General features: G+C 67.3%; 17 protein-coding genes. 12 read left to right on the top strand and 5 right to left on the bottom strand.

Features of this window, described 5'->3' with window-relative positions:
• Positions 1-9: 9 nt before the first annotated feature.
• The 4 genes from C3Y15_RS26090 to C3Y15_RS26105 form a co-directional block, all read right to left on the bottom strand.
• Positions 10-960 carry a universal stress protein gene (locus C3Y15_RS26090; protein WP_011880350.1) on the bottom strand — a complete coding sequence of 317 codons (951 nt, stop codon included), beginning with the start codon at positions 958-960 and terminating at the stop codon, positions 10-12.
• A 152-nt stretch (positions 961-1,112) separates the two neighbouring features.
• Positions 1,113-1,691: a hemerythrin domain-containing protein gene (locus C3Y15_RS26095; RefSeq protein ID WP_306792251.1), complete on the bottom strand. Its 579-nt coding sequence runs from the start codon at positions 1,689-1,691 to the stop codon at positions 1,113-1,115.
• 289 nt (positions 1,692-1,980) lie between these two features.
• On the bottom strand, positions 1,981-2,547 hold the full coding sequence (locus tag C3Y15_RS26100; protein WP_059461639.1) for a cytochrome b: 567 nt from the start codon (positions 2,545-2,547) through the stop codon (positions 1,981-1,983).
• Positions 2,548-2,585: 38 nt separating this feature from the next.
• Positions 2,586-2,960, bottom strand: a complete 375-nt coding sequence (locus C3Y15_RS26105; RefSeq protein ID WP_011880347.1) for a cytochrome b562 — start codon at positions 2,958-2,960, stop codon at positions 2,586-2,588.
• Positions 2,961-3,123: 163 nt separating this feature from the next.
• Between C3Y15_RS26105 and C3Y15_RS26110 the strand changes: the two genes are divergently transcribed.
• The 8 genes from C3Y15_RS26110 (at position 3,124) to C3Y15_RS26145 (ending at position 11,829) form a co-directional block, all read left to right on the top strand.
• A complete protein-coding gene (locus tag C3Y15_RS26110; protein ID WP_011880346.1) occupies positions 3,124-3,786 on the top strand; it encodes a response regulator transcription factor in 663 nt (220 codons plus the stop codon).
• The gene (locus C3Y15_RS26115; protein ID WP_011880345.1) at positions 3,786-5,156 is read left to right on the top strand and encodes an ATP-binding protein; all 1,371 of its coding nucleotides are present in this window, start codon (positions 3,786-3,788) and stop codon (positions 5,154-5,156) included. The genes C3Y15_RS26110 and C3Y15_RS26115 overlap by 1 nt, the downstream gene beginning before the upstream one ends.
• A gap of 418 nt (positions 5,157-5,574) precedes the next feature.
• Positions 5,575-6,381, top strand: a complete 807-nt coding sequence (locus C3Y15_RS26120) for a transporter substrate-binding domain-containing protein (protein ID WP_011880344.1) — start codon at positions 5,575-5,577, stop codon at positions 6,379-6,381.
• 90 nt (positions 6,382-6,471) lie between these two features.
• Positions 6,472-7,158: an amino acid ABC transporter permease gene (locus C3Y15_RS26125; protein ID WP_059461638.1), complete on the top strand. Its 687-nt coding sequence runs from the start codon at positions 6,472-6,474 to the stop codon at positions 7,156-7,158.
• Positions 7,155-7,805, top strand: a complete 651-nt coding sequence (locus C3Y15_RS26130) for an amino acid ABC transporter permease (protein WP_124260274.1) — start codon at positions 7,155-7,157, stop codon at positions 7,803-7,805. The genes C3Y15_RS26125 and C3Y15_RS26130 overlap by 4 nt, the downstream gene beginning before the upstream one ends.
• Positions 7,792-8,541, top strand: coding sequence for an amino acid ABC transporter ATP-binding protein (locus C3Y15_RS26135; protein ID WP_011880341.1), 750 nt, complete (start codon positions 7,792-7,794; stop codon positions 8,539-8,541). Before C3Y15_RS26130 ends, C3Y15_RS26135 begins: the two co-directional genes overlap by 14 nt.
• A 347-nt stretch (positions 8,542-8,888) precedes the next feature.
• On the top strand, positions 8,889-10,454 hold the full coding sequence (locus C3Y15_RS26140) for a methyl-accepting chemotaxis protein (protein ID WP_059991448.1): 1,566 nt from the start codon (positions 8,889-8,891) through the stop codon (positions 10,452-10,454).
• Positions 10,455-10,815: 361 nt separating this feature from the next.
• The gene (locus C3Y15_RS26145; RefSeq protein WP_045579776.1) at positions 10,816-11,829 is read left to right on the top strand and encodes a hypothetical protein; all 1,014 of its coding nucleotides are present in this window, start codon (positions 10,816-10,818) and stop codon (positions 11,827-11,829) included.
• A 455-nt stretch (positions 11,830-12,284) separates the two neighbouring features.
• Here the strand turns inward: C3Y15_RS26145 and C3Y15_RS26150 are convergent, their stop codons facing one another.
• Entirely contained in the window at positions 12,285-13,139 is an 855-nt protein-coding gene (locus C3Y15_RS26150; protein WP_011880338.1) for a LysR family transcriptional regulator, read from the bottom strand.
• A gap of 169 nt (positions 13,140-13,308) precedes the next feature.
• On the opposite strand from C3Y15_RS26150, the gene C3Y15_RS26155 reads away from it, so the two are divergent.
• The 4 genes from C3Y15_RS26155 to C3Y15_RS26165 all read left to right on the top strand — a co-directional run.
• Complete coding sequence (locus C3Y15_RS26155; RefSeq protein WP_011880337.1) at positions 13,309-13,623, top strand: EthD family reductase; 315 nt, start codon at positions 13,309-13,311, stop codon at positions 13,621-13,623.
• 57 nt (positions 13,624-13,680) lie between these two features.
• Entirely contained in the window at positions 13,681-14,379 is a 699-nt protein-coding gene (locus C3Y15_RS26160) for an alpha/beta fold hydrolase (protein WP_011880336.1), read from the top strand.
• 12 nt (positions 14,380-14,391) lie between these two features.
• Positions 14,392-14,694 (top strand): hypothetical protein, encoded by a 303-nt coding sequence (locus tag C3Y15_RS32015; protein ID WP_196480568.1) that lies wholly within the window; start codon positions 14,392-14,394, stop codon positions 14,692-14,694.
• Positions 14,691-15,563 (top strand): NAD(P)-dependent oxidoreductase (locus tag C3Y15_RS26165; protein WP_243860279.1); only part of this gene is annotated, 873 nt, incomplete at its 3' end. The genes C3Y15_RS32015 and C3Y15_RS26165, both read left to right, overlap by 4 nt.

The following is a 15,563-nucleotide window of genomic DNA, read 5'->3' on the forward strand; positions in this document are numbered from 1 at the left end:
GCTAGCGCGCTACGCATGCGGCGCGTTCACGAGCAGGACCGGCGTCGGCGCGATCCGCGCGACGCGGCGCGCCACGCTGCCGAGCACCCAGCTCGTGACGCCGCGCCGTCCGTGGGTGCCCATCACGATCATGTCGGCATGCCAGCCGCTCGCGTCGTGCACGATCCGTTGCGATACGTCGTCGCCGGTGCGGTCGGTTTGAATCAGCTGCGACTGCGCGTGTCGGGCCGCGCCGTCGAACAGCGCGACGGCTTTTTGCAGTACGCGGCGGCCTTCGTCGATCGACGCCTGTTCCAGCGTCTCGACGGGAACGAAATCGCCCAGCGATACGGGCCGGTCCACGACGTGGATCACGCGGAATTCGGTGTCCGGCCGCGCGAATTTGAGGCCCGCGCGCAGTGCGTTGAGGGCGATCGCACTGCCGTCGACGGCGAACAGCATGCGCGCCGGCACATGCTCGGCGGCCGGCTGGAACCCTTCCGGGACGATCAGCAGCGGACAGCCGGCGAGGTGGCCGAGCGGGCCGGACACCGTGCCTTCGATCCACCGCAGCAGGCCGTGATGCTGACGCGCGCCGACGATCAGTAGATCGGCGCGCCACGCCTGCGCGGTTTCGGCCAGCGCATGGGCGATATCGGCGCCGTGCACGGACAGGTCGATGACTTCGCTGTCGATCGCGATGTCGTCGCGCCGCAATGCGCCGGTGGCGCGCGACAGCGCGTCGGCGGCGTCGTGCAGCAATTCGTCGCGCGCCGCTTCGAAGAACGCGGCCGATTTCGATCCGCGCGGAACGAGTGTGCGCGGATTTTCCGCAACGCTGACCACGTGCACCGACGCATTCGGCGCAATGAGGTTACGCGCATACGCGAGCGCATGATCGGACGCGGCGGAGCCGTCGATCGCGATCAGCACCCGTTGGGGCGCGTGGTGGGGGTGGAGGGGTGAGTTGCTGGCGCTCATGAAGGTCTCCCGGTCCGGTGGCAACCGGCGATCGTGCATACGGCCATTGTTCGCACGCGAGGCGCGCGCGGCTTGACCTTCGTCAAACGCGTTCATGTTCGCCTGGTAATGCGTGCCGCTGGCTTTCCAGCGGCCGAAGGGCGGCCGCGCTGCTAATCGGGCGCCCGATCGGGGATCGCCTGGACGATCATCGAAAACAGCCGGTCGAGATCCTCGTCGAGCGGCTGGCCGTCGAACGGATCGCGATTCGCGGCGAACGCCGCGTCGATCCCGACCCAGTCGTCGGGCGTCAACACGCGGGTGGCGGCCGGCAGGATCACGGTCTCTTCTAGACAGCGATGGTCCGCATGGAACTCCGCGTAATCGTCCATCAGCGCGCCGAGCGTATGCAGCGCGCTCGCGCCTTTCAACTCGTAGCGCGTCAGCGCGTGCTCGAGATTCCGCAGCTTCATGTCGCTCTTGTCGTGCTGCGCCTCGAGCTGGTCGAGCACGCTGTCGAACTCGCCGGTGCGCGCCCGCAACGGCGCGAACAGGTAGCGGTCTTCGTTCGGATGATGAATGCGCTGCGGGTATTCCCGGATGTAATAGAGCATCGCGCGGAACACGATCACGCCCGGCACCGGCTCACCCGCCACGAGCAGACGGACGAAGTGCCGCATGCCGTCGATCACGGTCGACAACTGCGCATGTTCGTGGCGGATGATGGCGACGGCGCTACGTGGCCCGGGCATCGACATTTCACACCCCACAGCGGTAACGGAATGACCGGCGTGCTCGCGGCTCGCTTCGGCTGCGCGCATGAAGCCCGGTTGCGATACGTCGATATTGATCGACCGCCGCCCGTCGTTGAAGGGTGTGTACACCGAGGCGTTGACGAAGATCAACGGTCGCGTGGAGCGTGTGGGTCTGCTGATCGCGTTCGGTCTGCCGCGTGGCTGCCGACACGTGCGGGCGACGCGCGACGCCGGTTTTCCGCCGGATTTCGAAGCGGTCCGGCCGCCGCGCATCGCAATGCCGGCGTCAGCCGATATCCTTCGCCTGCAGCGCGCGCCGGCCGGAACGGGCCGCCCACGGCAGGATGCGCGGCAGGACGTTTTCCGCATGGAGCACGCGGTGCGCCACGGCCGCGGCGACGTGCAGGCCGACCAGCGCGACGAGCGCGTAGGCGGTGAGTGCGTGCAGTTCGCCGAGCCAGTGCGACAGCTCGCGGTTCTTCGCGACCAGCGTCGGCAGCGAAAAGAGTCCGAAGCAGCTGGCCGGGTGCCCGGCCGCGTTCGTCTTCAGCCAGCCGAGCACCGGGATCGCCAGCATCAGCGCATACAGCAGCCCGTGGATGGCGCGTTCGGCCGAATGCCGCAGCGTGCCGGCGGGATTGACCGACGGCGGCAGCCGGTCGCGCGCGCGCAGCCGGTTGCCGAGACGCAGCGCCACGAGCAAGAGAATGGCGACGCCGATCGACTTGTGCAGGCCGACCAGGTCTTCGTTGTCGTCTAGCAGCAGGCCGACGATCAGGTTGCCGATCAGTGCGACGGCCAGCAGCCAATGGAGCAGGCTGATCGACAGCGGATAACGGGTAGCGGTCTTCATGACGGAATATCGTTCAGTGGCAAGCGGGTGCGGTCGGCTCAGCCGAGCAGGTCGTGGTAGTGCTTCTTCGTGTCGTTGATGCGGCGCAATGCCTGCTTGGCGGCCGGCAGATCGTTCGCCGCGATCGCGCGATCGACTTCGGTCAGTTCGCGCTGCAAGGTGCGCATGCCTTCGTCGTAGGTCGACTGGTCGCTGCGATAGCGCTGGCGGCTCGCCTGTTGCGCGTCGCTTTCGAGCCGGGTGACGTAGCCGCGCATCTCGGCGGTCGTCCGGCTGTTCAGCGCGCGTTGCATTGTCTGCTTCATGTCGCGCATCAGCGGCTTGATCTCGCCCGCCTGCGCGGGCGCGGCGGTCACGACGAGCAGCGCGGCGAGCGCGGCGCAGAAGCGGAATCGGAATGCGGGCGTCTTCATGGGCGTTTCGGGTCGGCAGTATCGGTGAGCGCGACGATAGGGCGCCGACGTTAACGGATTCTTAAGGCCCGATTTCGGCCGCGACCCGCTTGATGCGCGGGCACGCCTGCGGTTATCGTGCCGCAACGGACGCGAGGTCCGGATCAAAGAGGAGTTGCGAATCATGCGGGTATTGCTCGTGGAGGACGACAAGCTGATCGGCAGCGGCGTGGAGGACGGGCTGAGCGAGGCCGGCATGACGGTCGACTGGGCGCACGACGGCCGGCATGCGCAACTGGCGCTCGAAACCACGCCGTACGACCTCGTCGTGCTGGATCTGGGCTTGCCGCGCATGTCCGGCGTCGAGCTGCTCGCGTGGCTTCGCAAGCGTCGCGACCATACGCCGGTGCTGGTGATGACCGCGCGCGACACGGTGGCCGATCGCGTGAGCGGCCTGAGCGCGGGCGCCGACGATTATCTCGGCAAGCCGTTCGACCTGACCGAGCTGGTTGCGCGCTGCCGTGCGCTCGTGCGGCGTTCGCAGGGGCGCAGCACCGACACGATCGAATACGGCGACCTGTCGGTCGATCCCGCCTTGATGACGGCAACCCGCGGCGCCGAGCGAATCGCGCTGACGTCGCGCGAATGCGCGTTGCTGGTCGAACTGCTGTCGAATCAGGGCCGCCCGCTGTCGCGCGCGCAGCTGCAGGACAGCCTGTACGGCTGGAACGAGGAGATCGAGAGCAATGCGATCGAGGTGCACGTGTCGAACCTGCGCAAGAAGCTCGGCGCCGACCTGATCCGCACGATCCGCGGCGTGGGCTACGTGGTGGAGAAGGCGTCGTGATGCGTTCGATCCGGCAACGGCTGACCTTGCTCGTGCTGTCGGGCGTGGTGGTGGTGTGGGCCTATTCGCTCGTGTCGAGCTATCGTCAGGCGATTCACGAAGCGGACGAATGGTACGAAACGCGCGTCGAGCAGATCGCCCGGACCTTCGCGGTGCTCGACGCGCGCGACCTGCCGCGCTTCGCCGAGATCGTGCTCGCCGGCCGCGACGACGACGACGGCGACAACGATGCCGCGCCGCCGATGCTGTACCAGGTCAGCGATGCCGACGGGCGCGTCCTCGCGGCCAGTCCGGGCCTCGCGGCGCTGGACCTGCCGGCGTCTGCTGCCGCCGCATCCGGCGCATCCGCCGCATCCGGCGTGGCCGACTCGGGCAATCCGAAGTGGCACGCGTACGTGCTGACCGATGCCGCGCGCGGCCGGACGGTGCGCATCTTCGAGCAGCGCACGCGCCGCTCGGACCTGTCCGCCGAAGTCGCGCGGCGCGTGGCGCGGCCGCTGGCGTTCGCGCTGCCGGTGCTGGCGGTGCTGATCTGGTTCGCGATCGGCCGCAGCCTGACGCCGCTGCGCACGCTGTCCGACGCGATCGAAGCGCGCTCGGCCGACAACCTCGACGCAATCGGCACGCGCGGCATTCCCGATGAAGTGCGTCCGCTGGTCGCCGCGCTCAATACGTTGCTGCAACGCCTGCGCGACTCGCTCGTTCGCGAGCGCGCGTTCACCAGCGACGCAGCGCACGAGCTGAAGACGCCGCTCGCCGCCATCAAGGTCCAGGCGCAGGTGGCGCTCACCGCGCGCGATCCGGAGCGCCAGCGGCGCGCGATGCAGCGGGTCGTCGAGGGCGTCGACCGCAGCACGCATCTGGCCGATCAGTTGCTCGCGCTGGCGCGGCTCGACGAGACGGTTCCGCTGGACGGCGCGGACGTCGATCTTCGTCAATTGATCGCGGCATGCGTGAACGATCATCAGGCGCGCGCGGAGCGCAAGGAGATGTCCGTGACGTCGCGGGTCGATGGCCGCGCGGTCGTGCACGCGCCGCCCACGCTGCTTCGCGTGCTGCTCGACAACCTCGTCGATAATGCGATCAAGTACGGCCGCGAGCATGGGCGCGTCGAAATCGCAGCGTGGCAGGACGCCGACGCGGTCACGCTCCAGGTGTGCGACGACGGCCCCGGCGTGCCGACCGAGGATCTGGCGCGCTTGCAGGACCGGTTCTTTCGCGGTGCAGATCATGACGCGAGCGGCAGCGGCCTGGGGCTGTCGATCGTCGCGCGGATCGTGGCCAAGCTCGGCGGGCGTCTGACCTACGTCGACGGGCTGAACGGCGGCGGATTCGGCGTGCGCGTGACCTTGCCGGTGCAGGGTCGATAGGTATCCCGAGCGCGCATCCGCCGCGGTATTTCGGGCGGGATGCGCGCGGCCGGCCGCGCACGGCGCGCGTAATGCCGCCCGCTCGCCGTCGCGTTCCGGGCCGGTCGGTCCAACCGACGCGCCGCGCCGCGCACACCCATGGCCATCGACGTTCGATCCGCATGCAACCCGATCCCCATCGTCGCGCCGCGCGTGAACCAGCCGGTTAATTTGGTGCGCTCGCGCGCGCTGCGAATGGGCAACGGCCGCGTGCCGCGTCGGGCGATGCACCGAAATGAGGAATGCAGATCGCCGGCGCGTGCGTCCGATGCCGACGCGACAGCCGATTCACCACGATGGCCCGCTTCTTGCTGGTGTGGTGCCGGCCGCGCAATCGTTGCGCGCCGCCCGACGACATACCAGACGAGGATGATTGACCGTGAGCCTGACGATTCGACCGTTTTCCCGACGCACGTGGCTGGCTGCGTTGCTCGCTGCCTCCGTGACGGCGCTGTTCGCCGCAGCCCCGGCCCAGGCCGACGCGCTCGACACCATCGCCAAGAGCGGCACGCTGCGCGTCGCGGTGCCTGAAGACTATCCGCCGTTCGGCTCGGTCGGCACCGACATGCAGCCGCAAGGCTACGACATCGACATGGCCGGCCTGCTCGCGCGCGCGCTCGGCGTGAAGCTGGCGCTCGTGCCGGTGAACAGCGCGAACCGGATTCCGTACCTGACGACCAACAAGGTCGACATGGTGATCTCGTCGCTCGGCAAGACCCCGGAGCGCGAGAAGGTCATCGACTTCTCGAGCGCCTACGCGCCGTATTTCCAGGGCGTGTTCGGGCCGGCCGACGTGAAGGTGAGCACGCCGGCCGATCTCACCGGCAAGACGGTGGGCGCCACGCGCGGCGCGCTCGAGGAGATCGCGCTGACGCAACTCGCGCCGAACGCGACCATCAAGCGCTTCGAGGACAACAACGCGACGATCCAGGCGTTCCTCTCCGGGCAGGTGCAGCTGATCGCGGCCGGCAACATCGTGGCCGCGGCGATTCTCGCGAAGAATCCGCCGCGCCGGCCCGAGGTCAAGTTCGTGATCAAGAATTCGCCGTGCTTCGTCGGCGTCAACAAGAACGAACCGCGCCTGCTCGCGAAGATCGACGACGCCATCGCGCATGCAAAGCAGGACGGCACGCTCGGCGCGATGTCGAAGAAGTGGCTCGGCCAGCCGCTGCCGGCCGGGCTGTGACCGGCCGCCGCCCCGCCTGATCGGCCGCCGCGGCGCGCCCGGCGGCCGCCGCAGCGGCTTGCATCGTCAAACCTGAATCCATCGACTGTCATGAGCTACCAGCTTCAATTCGGCGAGCTTGCCGACTACGCCGGCGTGTTCGCGAGCGGCGCCGCGACCACGCTCGCGCTGACCGCGGTCGCGACCGTGCTCGGCGTGGCGATCGGCATACTCGGCGCGGCCGCCTACAGCGTCGACGCGCGCGCGGCCGTGCGGCTGCGGCCGCTGATCGGCGCGTACGTCGAGGCGATCCGCAATACGCCGTTCGTCGTCCAGCTGTTCTTCATCTTCTTCGGCCTGCCGGCGCTCGGCGTGCATATCGGCGAATACGCGGCCGCGATCCTCGCGATGACGCTCAATCTCGGCGCGTATTCGGTCGAGATCGTGCGCGCGGGCGTCGCCGCGGTGCCGAACGGACACGTCGAGGCCGCGTCCGCGCTCGCGATGTCGCGCGCGCAGATGCTGCGTCACGTCGTGCTGCCGCAGGCGCTCGCGAAGGTGTTCCCGGCGCTGTCGAGCCAGATCGTGATCACGATGCTCGGTTCGGCGGTCGTGTCGCAGATCTCGGTGGCCGATCTGACCTACGCAGCCGGCTACATCCAGTCGCGCAACTTCCGCGCATTCGAGACGTATTTCGTCACCACCGCCGCATATCTGGCGATGGCGCTGCTGCTGCGCGGCGCGCTCGGATCGATGGGGCGGCGGTTGTTCTCGCGCCGCGTGCGAGGTGCGCGATGATCGAATTCTCGTTCGGGCAGATTTTCGCGAACCTGCTGCTCGCCGCACGCTGGACGGTCGTGCTGTCGATCGTGTCGTTCCTGTCCGGCGGCATCGTCGGCCTCGCGGTGCTCGTGATGCGCGTGTCGGGCTCGACGCTGCTGCGCGGCTGCGCGAAGGTCTACATCGAGGTGTTCCAGGGCACGCCGCTGCTGATGCAGCTGTTCATCGTGTTCTTCGGTCTGCCGCTGCTGGGCTTCGACGTGCCGCCGTGGGTCGCCGCGACCGCGGGGCTCACGTTCTTCACGAGCGCCTATCTGGCCGAAATCTGGCGCGGCTGCGTCGAGGCGGTGCCGAAAGGGCAGTGGGAGGCGTCGGCGAGCCTCGCGATGAGCTACGTCGAGCAGTTGCGGCACGTGATTCTGCCGCAGGCCGCGCGCATCGCGGTCGCGCCGACGGTCGGCTTCGGCGTGCAGGCCGTGAAGGATACGGCGCTCGTGTCGATCATCGGCTTCACCGAGCTGACCAAGGCAGGCATCGCGATCTCGAACGCGACGTTCCGGCCGTTCGTCGTGTACGGGCTCGTCGCGCTGATCTATTTCGCACTCTGTTATCCGCTCACGCGTTATGCGCGCACCTTGCAAAGGAGATGGCATGCCGCTCGTTGAAACCCGCGGTGTCGAGAAGTACTTCGGCACCCATCATGTGCTCAAGGGCATCGATTTCTCCGTCGAGCGCGGCCAGGTCGTGTCGATCATCGGCCGCAGCGGCTCGGGCAAGAGCACGCTGCTGCGCACGCTCAACGGGCTCGAGCGCATCGACGCGGGCACCATCTCGATCGACGGCGAATGCGTCGACGCGCGGCACTCGGAGTTGCGCGCACTGCGGCTCAAGGTCGGCATGGTGTTCCAGCAGTACAACCTGTTTCCGCACCTGAGCGCCGGCCAGAACGTGATGCTGGCGCAGACGGTCGTGAAGCGCGCGCATCGGCAGCAGGCGCGCGCGGTCGCCGAACTGATGCTCGAGCGCGTCGGCCTCGGCGATAAGTTCGACGCGTTTCCCGACCAGCTGTCGGGCGGCCAGCAGCAACGCGTCGCGATCGCGCGGGCGCTCGCGATGAAGCCGAGCGTGCTGCTGTGCGACGAGATCACGTCCGCGCTCGATCCCGAGCTGGTGGGCGAGGTGCTCGGCGTCGTCGAGCAGCTGGCGCGCGAGCACATGACGCTGATCATGGTCACGCACGAGATGAACTTCGCGCGTGCGGTCAGCGACAGGATCGTGTTCATGCATCAGGGGCGAGTGTGGGAGAGCGGGAGCGCCGATGACATCTTCGAGCGTCCGCAGACGGTCGAGTTGGGGCGCTTCCTCGGCAGCGTGCGCAGTACGGAGGCCGCTGCGCGCTGAGCATGCATGCCGGCGCGGTCATCACGTCGTCGTGCGGATCGTCGCTGCGCGATTTCGCGTTCCGAAAAAAATCGTGTTGTTGTAGGATTGGTCGGATGAATGTCATCGCGTGACCTGCGCCACGCCGTCACCCACGCAAGTGCGAGCAATGAACCGGCTCGCGCTGCTGCTACCACGCCAAATTCCCCCCATTAATCGCGGCTTCAGGAAACGTCAATTACGGGCTCCGCACTAATTCGCGCGCCGCTTTGGTCGTTATCGAGGCATCGGTCCCGCACGTGCCGCTTCGATCGGCTTCACACGCATGCGCCGCATGCAACGGTTTCGTGCTCAACGTTCGCCTCTTCATGATCAGAAATTTAAGCATTCGCGTCCGGCTGGCGCTCGCAATGGGCTTTCTCGGGGTGTTGCTCGTCATCGGCGGCTTCATCGGCGTCATCGGCGTCGCGATCAGCAACGACGATGTGAAGACGCTCTATTCGGAACGGCTGGCGTCGTCGGAGGCGCTCGGGCAGGCCAACGTCGCGCTGTCGAGAACGCGTCTGTGGCTGTATCGCATCGCGCTCGATCCGGACAGCCCCGACGTCGCGCAAGAGAGCGCCACGGCCCGCGAGCTGCTCGCCGCGTCGAAGAAGGCATGGGACACCTATCGTGGGCTGCGGCTTTCCGGCCCTGAGGAAGCGCGTCGCGCAGCCGACGCGAATACGAAGTTCAACGCGCTCGTCGAGCACGGCCTCGAACCGATGTTCACCGCGATCGCCGCGCACGATCCGGCGAACATCCCGAACGTGTGGCGGCACATTCCGCCGTCGCTGTTCATCGACGCATCGGATTCGATGGATGCGCTCGGCCGGATCCAGATGAGCGCGTCGCGCGTGACGTTCGATGCCGCGCAGGCCCGCTTTCACTGGTTCGTCGGCTTCGCGATCGCGGGCATCGCGGTCGCGCTGGGCGCGGCGGCGTTCACGTGGTGGTCGCTGCAGAACGCGATCGGCGTGCCGCTGGCGCGTGCGCTCGGTCACTTCAGCGCAATCGCCGAGGGTGACCTGACGACGCGGATCGACGTCGAATCGTCAGATGAAATGGGCCAATTGATGAGCGGCCTGCAGACGATGCAGAGCAAGCTGCTGCAGACCATCCGGATCGTGCGCGAAGGCTCCCGGTCCATCGAGACGTCCGCGCATGAGATCACGGCCGGCAACCTGGACCTGTCGCAGCGCACGGAGGAGCAGGCCGCGTCGCTGGAAGAAACGGCTGCATCGATGGAGCAGCTCACGTCGACCGTGCGCCAGAACGCCGACAACGCGAAGCAGGCGAACGAGGTGGTGCACAACGCGGCAATGCTGACCGAAGAGGGCAATCAGGCGACGCAGGAAGTGGTCGGCACGATGCGCGGCTTGTCCGACGCGTCCGGCAAGATCGCTGAAATCACCTCGGTCATCGAAGGCATCGCATTCCAGACCAACATCCTGTCGCTGAACGCGGCCGTCGAAGCGGCGCGAGCCGGCGAGCAGGGCCGCGGATTCGCGGTCGTCGCGGGCGAGGTGCGCTCGCTCGCGCAGCGCAGCGCCACCGCGTCGCGCGAGATCAAGGAGTTGATCAACGATTCGCTGCGGCGCGTCGAGACGGGCGCGCGCCAGGTCGACCGTGCGACCGACCGGATGTCGGAGATCCTTGCGTCGGTGCAGCGCGTGCAGGTGTTGATGGGCGAGATCGCAGCTGCATCCGACGAGCAGTCGAAAGGCATCGAGCAGGTGAATCAGGCGGTGACGCAGATGGATCGGGTCACGCAGCAGAACGCGGCGCTGGTTCAGCAGGCGTCGTCGTCGGCGCTGTCGCTGAAGGAGCAGGCCGAGCAGCTCGCGGCGACCGTCTCGGTATTTCGGATCGGCTCGGCGCAGGGCGACGCCTGAGCGTTTGCCGGCGCGGCGCGGAACGTAGCGGAACGTAGCGGAACGTAGCGAGCCGCGGCCGTCGATCATTTCGTATGACCAAAGTCGAGCGCTTCGCGCGGCGCTAGGCAGTTCGCGATCCGGCGCGTTGATGCTGTGCGCCGAGTGCCCGGCAGGAAGGCCGGACGCCACGTTCGGCGACACGCGCCGATAGACCGCGCGGCCCTCACTATCACCACTACCGCGCCTGCGTTCATCGCAGGCGCGCTGCTATTCGCGCTCCTACGTGCATCTCCGGGCTGGTCCTCACGGCCCGGCGCCACCTATAATCGCCAGCGACTTGTCCACGAAACCGCGGTGCCCAACGTGAGGGGGTGTCGAAATGGGACGATATCGTCGCGTCTGCTTGCGCTTCGTTGTCACGAGTTCGATCGCCGGTTTCGCATTGCTGGCGTCTCCACTGCATGCACGGGCCGCCGACGGCGCGCCGGACTTGCCTGCCGCCCCCAAGCCAGCTGACCGGACGATCGACGTCTACGCGGTGTATGGCGACGGCCGCGCGACCGAGGGCGGCGATATGCACTGGCGCGCCTACGAAGTCGGTTTCGGCGACGTGTTGAACGACTACCTGTCGGTCTATGTCGCGTACCTGAACGAAGGGCATCCGCTCGACCATCACCGCGACGGCTTCGCGGCGCTCGGCTCGTTTCGGTGGCCACTCGCCAATCGGTGGGTGCTCGAACTGTCGGCGGGGCCGTACTTCAGCATGGACACCACGCACGTCGACAACGAGGCGCGCAACGACAAGCGATGGGGCGTGCGCGCGTCGGCGGCGATGCGCTATTACGTCGTTGCCGATCGCTTCTTCGTCAAGGTGCAATACAACCACGTGCAGATGCTCGGCGGCTTCAATTCCGACGCGCTGCTGTTCGGCATCGGCTCCGACTTCGGCGGCCAGTTGCATCCGGCGGTATCCGACGGCAAGACGCAGGTCGCGGTATGGGCCGGCACGTCGCAGACAAACCGTCCGCAAGTGCCGATGGAAAAGGGCTACATGGTCGAAGTCCGCCGGCCGTTCGGCACGGCGTGGGCCTATTCGGCGAGCTTCGTCTACGAAGGCAACAATGGCGTCGCGGGCCGGCGCGGCGTGGCCGCGCAATTCTGGTACGTCGCGCCGGTCGGCAGCAAATGGACGCTGTCGGCCGGCGTCGGCCCGTATCTGTCACGCGATCGCGACGAAGCGTCGAGCCAGACGCGGCTCAATGCGTTGCTCAGCGCGCAGGTAAGTTATCAGGTGGCCGAGGATTGGGCGGCGAGCCTGCGCTTCAACCGTGTCGCGACCCGCAATGACAAGGACCAGGACATGTTCATGGTCGGCGTGGCGCACAAGTTCTGAGGCTCGGCGCGCGTGCGTCCGCAGCACGTCGGCCGATGTCGCAAGGGCATCGGTGAATGGGTTCGGGGTGCTATTGGGGAGATTGCGGGAGGCGTGGACGGTGGATATTCGCGTTCTTGACGTCGGCCGTGGCGCGTTGCGTCGTGCGGATGTGGTCGCGAGCAAGGCGACGCGCACCCGTACCGGTTGAATGCTTTACCGATCGCCGTTCCGTGGATTGGTCCAGAACAGGACGACGATTGCGCAGCACAACAAACCAAACTAATCGGTGATTGAGTCAGGCATGAAGCGTCGTTCTATACGCGTCGAAGCCGACACGTAAAGGACCGCCGCGCTGCGGATAGGTGGGTGCCGTCGCGTCCGTTTGGCCGCGAATGTTTAGTGGTATGCGGTGAATTATCGGGCTCGACGTCAGATTGCCGCGTGAGCCTTTCACGGCTGCCGGTCGTTGCGATTCATTCGCTCCCAATATGCTTGACCGCGAGATCGACGAACGCGCGCAAGCGATGCAGCCGCCTGAGATCGCGGTGGTAGCCCATCCAGATATCGCGTTGCGGCGGCTCGTCGCGTAACTCGAGCCTGCGAATGGTCGCGAGCTGATCGCCGACCGGCCGCGGCAATACGGCAATGCCCAAACCGCGGCCGCACATCTGGGCCTGGACATTCCGGTTATTCGATTGCAATACCACGCCCGCGTTCGGAAAGCGCGCTTTCAGCCAGTCGATGTCGGGGAAGCTGCCGGTCGACGTATCCATCGCGATCAGGCGGTGGCCGGCGCCGTCGCCTTCGACCGGATCGGCATGCGCGGCCGCCACGTAGACACCGTAGCGCATCCGCGTCAGCCGGCGCTGCACGATGTCCTGCCCGGTGAATGGAACGATCCGGAACGCGACGTCTGCTTCACGCTGGGCGAGATTGAACAGGCGCGTGCCGGTCAGCACGTCGATTTCAACCAGCGGATAGTCGCGCGAATACTCGGCGATCACGGGCGGCAACACGTACGCGCCGAACCAGTCGGACGACGATATCTTCAGCGTGCCTTCGAGCTTCTGCTGCTCGCCGGTCAGCCGGCGCTCCATCGTCAGCGCGCTTTCTTCCATCTGCTCGGCGAGCGGCAGGATGGCGACGCCTTCCTCTGTTAGAACGAAGCCATCCGCGGTTCGCTGAAACAGCACTTGCCCCATCGACGTCTCCAGCGCGCGCAGGCGCCGCCCGATCGTCGGGTGACTCAGCGCCAGCGCGCGTGCCGCCGCGCCCAGCGTGCCCATACGCGCAATCGCGAGGAAGATCCGCACGTCGCTCCACTCCATATCGATGTACCAACAAAAGTGAACGGATGCTGTTCATTATATTGAATTGCCGTACGAAACTGAATTTGACAGACTGCGATCCACCGCATGTCGTCGCGATCGACTGCGGCTTCGGCCGGGCCGCCGCACGTCGGGCGGCGGGCACTAACCACGCAGAACGGAGCGCGTCATGTCATGCAGCACCACCGCCACGGTGTATGTCACCTACGACGGCACGCCGGCCCAGCGCTTCCACCGGCGCTACTACGTTGAACGTCATCTGCCGCTCGTGATGCACGCATGGCGGCGCTACGGTCTCGAGCGTGCGACCGCTTTCTTTCCGGCGCCGACGCATGTCGGCACGCTGGCGATCTGCGAATGCATTTTTCGCGACGATGCTGCGATCGACGCCGCGTTCGGCTCGCCGGAGGCCGCGCTGGTCATGGCCGACGTTGCGGCCTTTACCGACATTGCACCGACGCGCCTGCGCGTAGCGCGGCGCTGACCGGCTGACTGCGCGACGCGCGCGCGAGCGGCGGACATCAACGACAGGAACACGACCATGTCCTTCTGGAAACATGCAGCCCCGCGCACCGTACGACGCGGCCATCTGTGGATTGCCGGCGACCGCATCGAACGAGGCGGGCAGACCGACCAATGCGGGCCGCTCTTCGTCGAATGGGAGACGCCGGTCGAGGTGACTCGCCCGTGGCCGATCGTGCTGCTGCATGGCGGCGGCTTTCAAGGCACCGAATGGTTCGACACGCCGGACGGCCGGCCCGGCTGGGCGCAGCGTCTCGTGGAAGCTGGCTATGCCGTGCTCGTCGCCGACCGCCCCGGACACGGACGCTCGCCGTTCCACGTCGACACGATGGGACCGATGGGGCCGCCGTTCTCGTACGAACACGGCCGCCACATCTACTTCCCGCGCGAATACGAAGACCGGCACACGCAATGGCCGTTTGCCGCGGACAACGAAGCGGCAATGGACGCTTTCATCGCCGGATACGGCCCGCTTCCCGCTGACCTCGCGTTCTCGCAGGACATGGAGGCCGACCGGATCGCGAAGCTGCTCGACCGCGTCGGGCCGGCGATCCTGCTGACGCACTCGGCGTCGGGGCCGGTCGGCTGGCTGGTTGCCGATCGCCGGCCCGGCCTGGTGAAAGCGATCGTCGCCGTCGAGCCGATGGGGCCGCCGTTTGCGGAGATTCCGAACATCGGGACGCTGACCTGGGGGCTCGCCGCGGCGCCGCTCGGCTGAGAGCCGCCCGTCGTGTCGCCCGACGCGCTGCGCGCGGCTGCGCCCGGTACGCACCGGCTGCCGGCGCTGGCCGGCTTGCCGATCGTCGCCGTCACGGCCGAGGCTTCCGCGTTCGCCGCGGCCAGTGCGCCAGCCGTCGCGCAACTCAACGCCGCCGGCAGCCGGGCTGAAGTGCTGCATCTGCCCGACCATCGGGTGTTCGGCAACGGTCACGGGCTCATCTACGAGAAGAACTCCGATGAGGCGCTGGCGCCGGTGTTGAGCTGGCTCGTCGAACATACCGAGGCAGCCGAGCCGCTGCACAGCACCTCGTGAACGCGCGCTTGCGCAAGGAGAGTCGAATGGAAATCGGCATCATCGGGATGGGTTCCATGGGGCGCGAGATGGCCCGCAATCTGGTCGCCGCCGGCCATGCGGTGACGGCGTGGAATCGGTCGGGCGGCGCCGTCGACGGCGTGCGCATGGTCGACGCGCCGGTGCATGCGCTGCAGGCCGACATCGCGTTGACGATGCTGTCCGACGACGCGGCGATCCGCGCCGTGCTGCTCGACGCGAAGCTGTTGCAGCAGGCGCGGCCGGGCCTCGTGCATGTGGTCGCATCGACAATCTCGGTCGCGTTCGCGCACGAGCTCGTCGCGCTTCATCGCTCGGCGGGCGTCGCTTATGTGGCTGCGCCGGTGCTCGGGCGACCCGACATCGCGGCGAAGGGCGAGCTGAACGTGCTGGCCGCAGGCGCCCCGGCGGCGCTCGCGCGCGTCATGCCGGCGCTCGACGCCATCGGCAAGCAGGTATGGGACATGGGCGAAGCGCCGCCCGCCGCTTATGCCGCGAAACTCGCGTGCAACATGATGATCACGATGGCGATCGAAGCGATGGCCGAAGCGGTCGTGCTCACCGAGGCGAACGGGCTTTCTCGCACGCGGTTCTTCGAGTTGATCCTCGGCACGCTGTTCGGCAGCCGTCCGTATCGGACCTATTCGCGCAATATCGTCGAGAACGCGTATCGGCCCGGCTTCAAGGCGTCGCTCGGATTGAAGGATCTGCGCCTCGCGGGCGACGCCGCCGCGCAGGCGGGTCGCACGTTGCCGATGCTCGCGGTGGTGCGGGATCGAATGGCGGAAGCCGTCGAGGTGGGCATGGGCGATTGCGATTGGTCGGTGTTTGCGGGGTTGACGGTCGAGGCG

It is taken from the genome of Burkholderia sp. B10, from assembly GCF_004368385.1.
Classification (GTDB): Bacteria; Pseudomonadota; Gammaproteobacteria; order Burkholderiales; family Burkholderiaceae; genus Burkholderia; species Burkholderia vietnamiensis.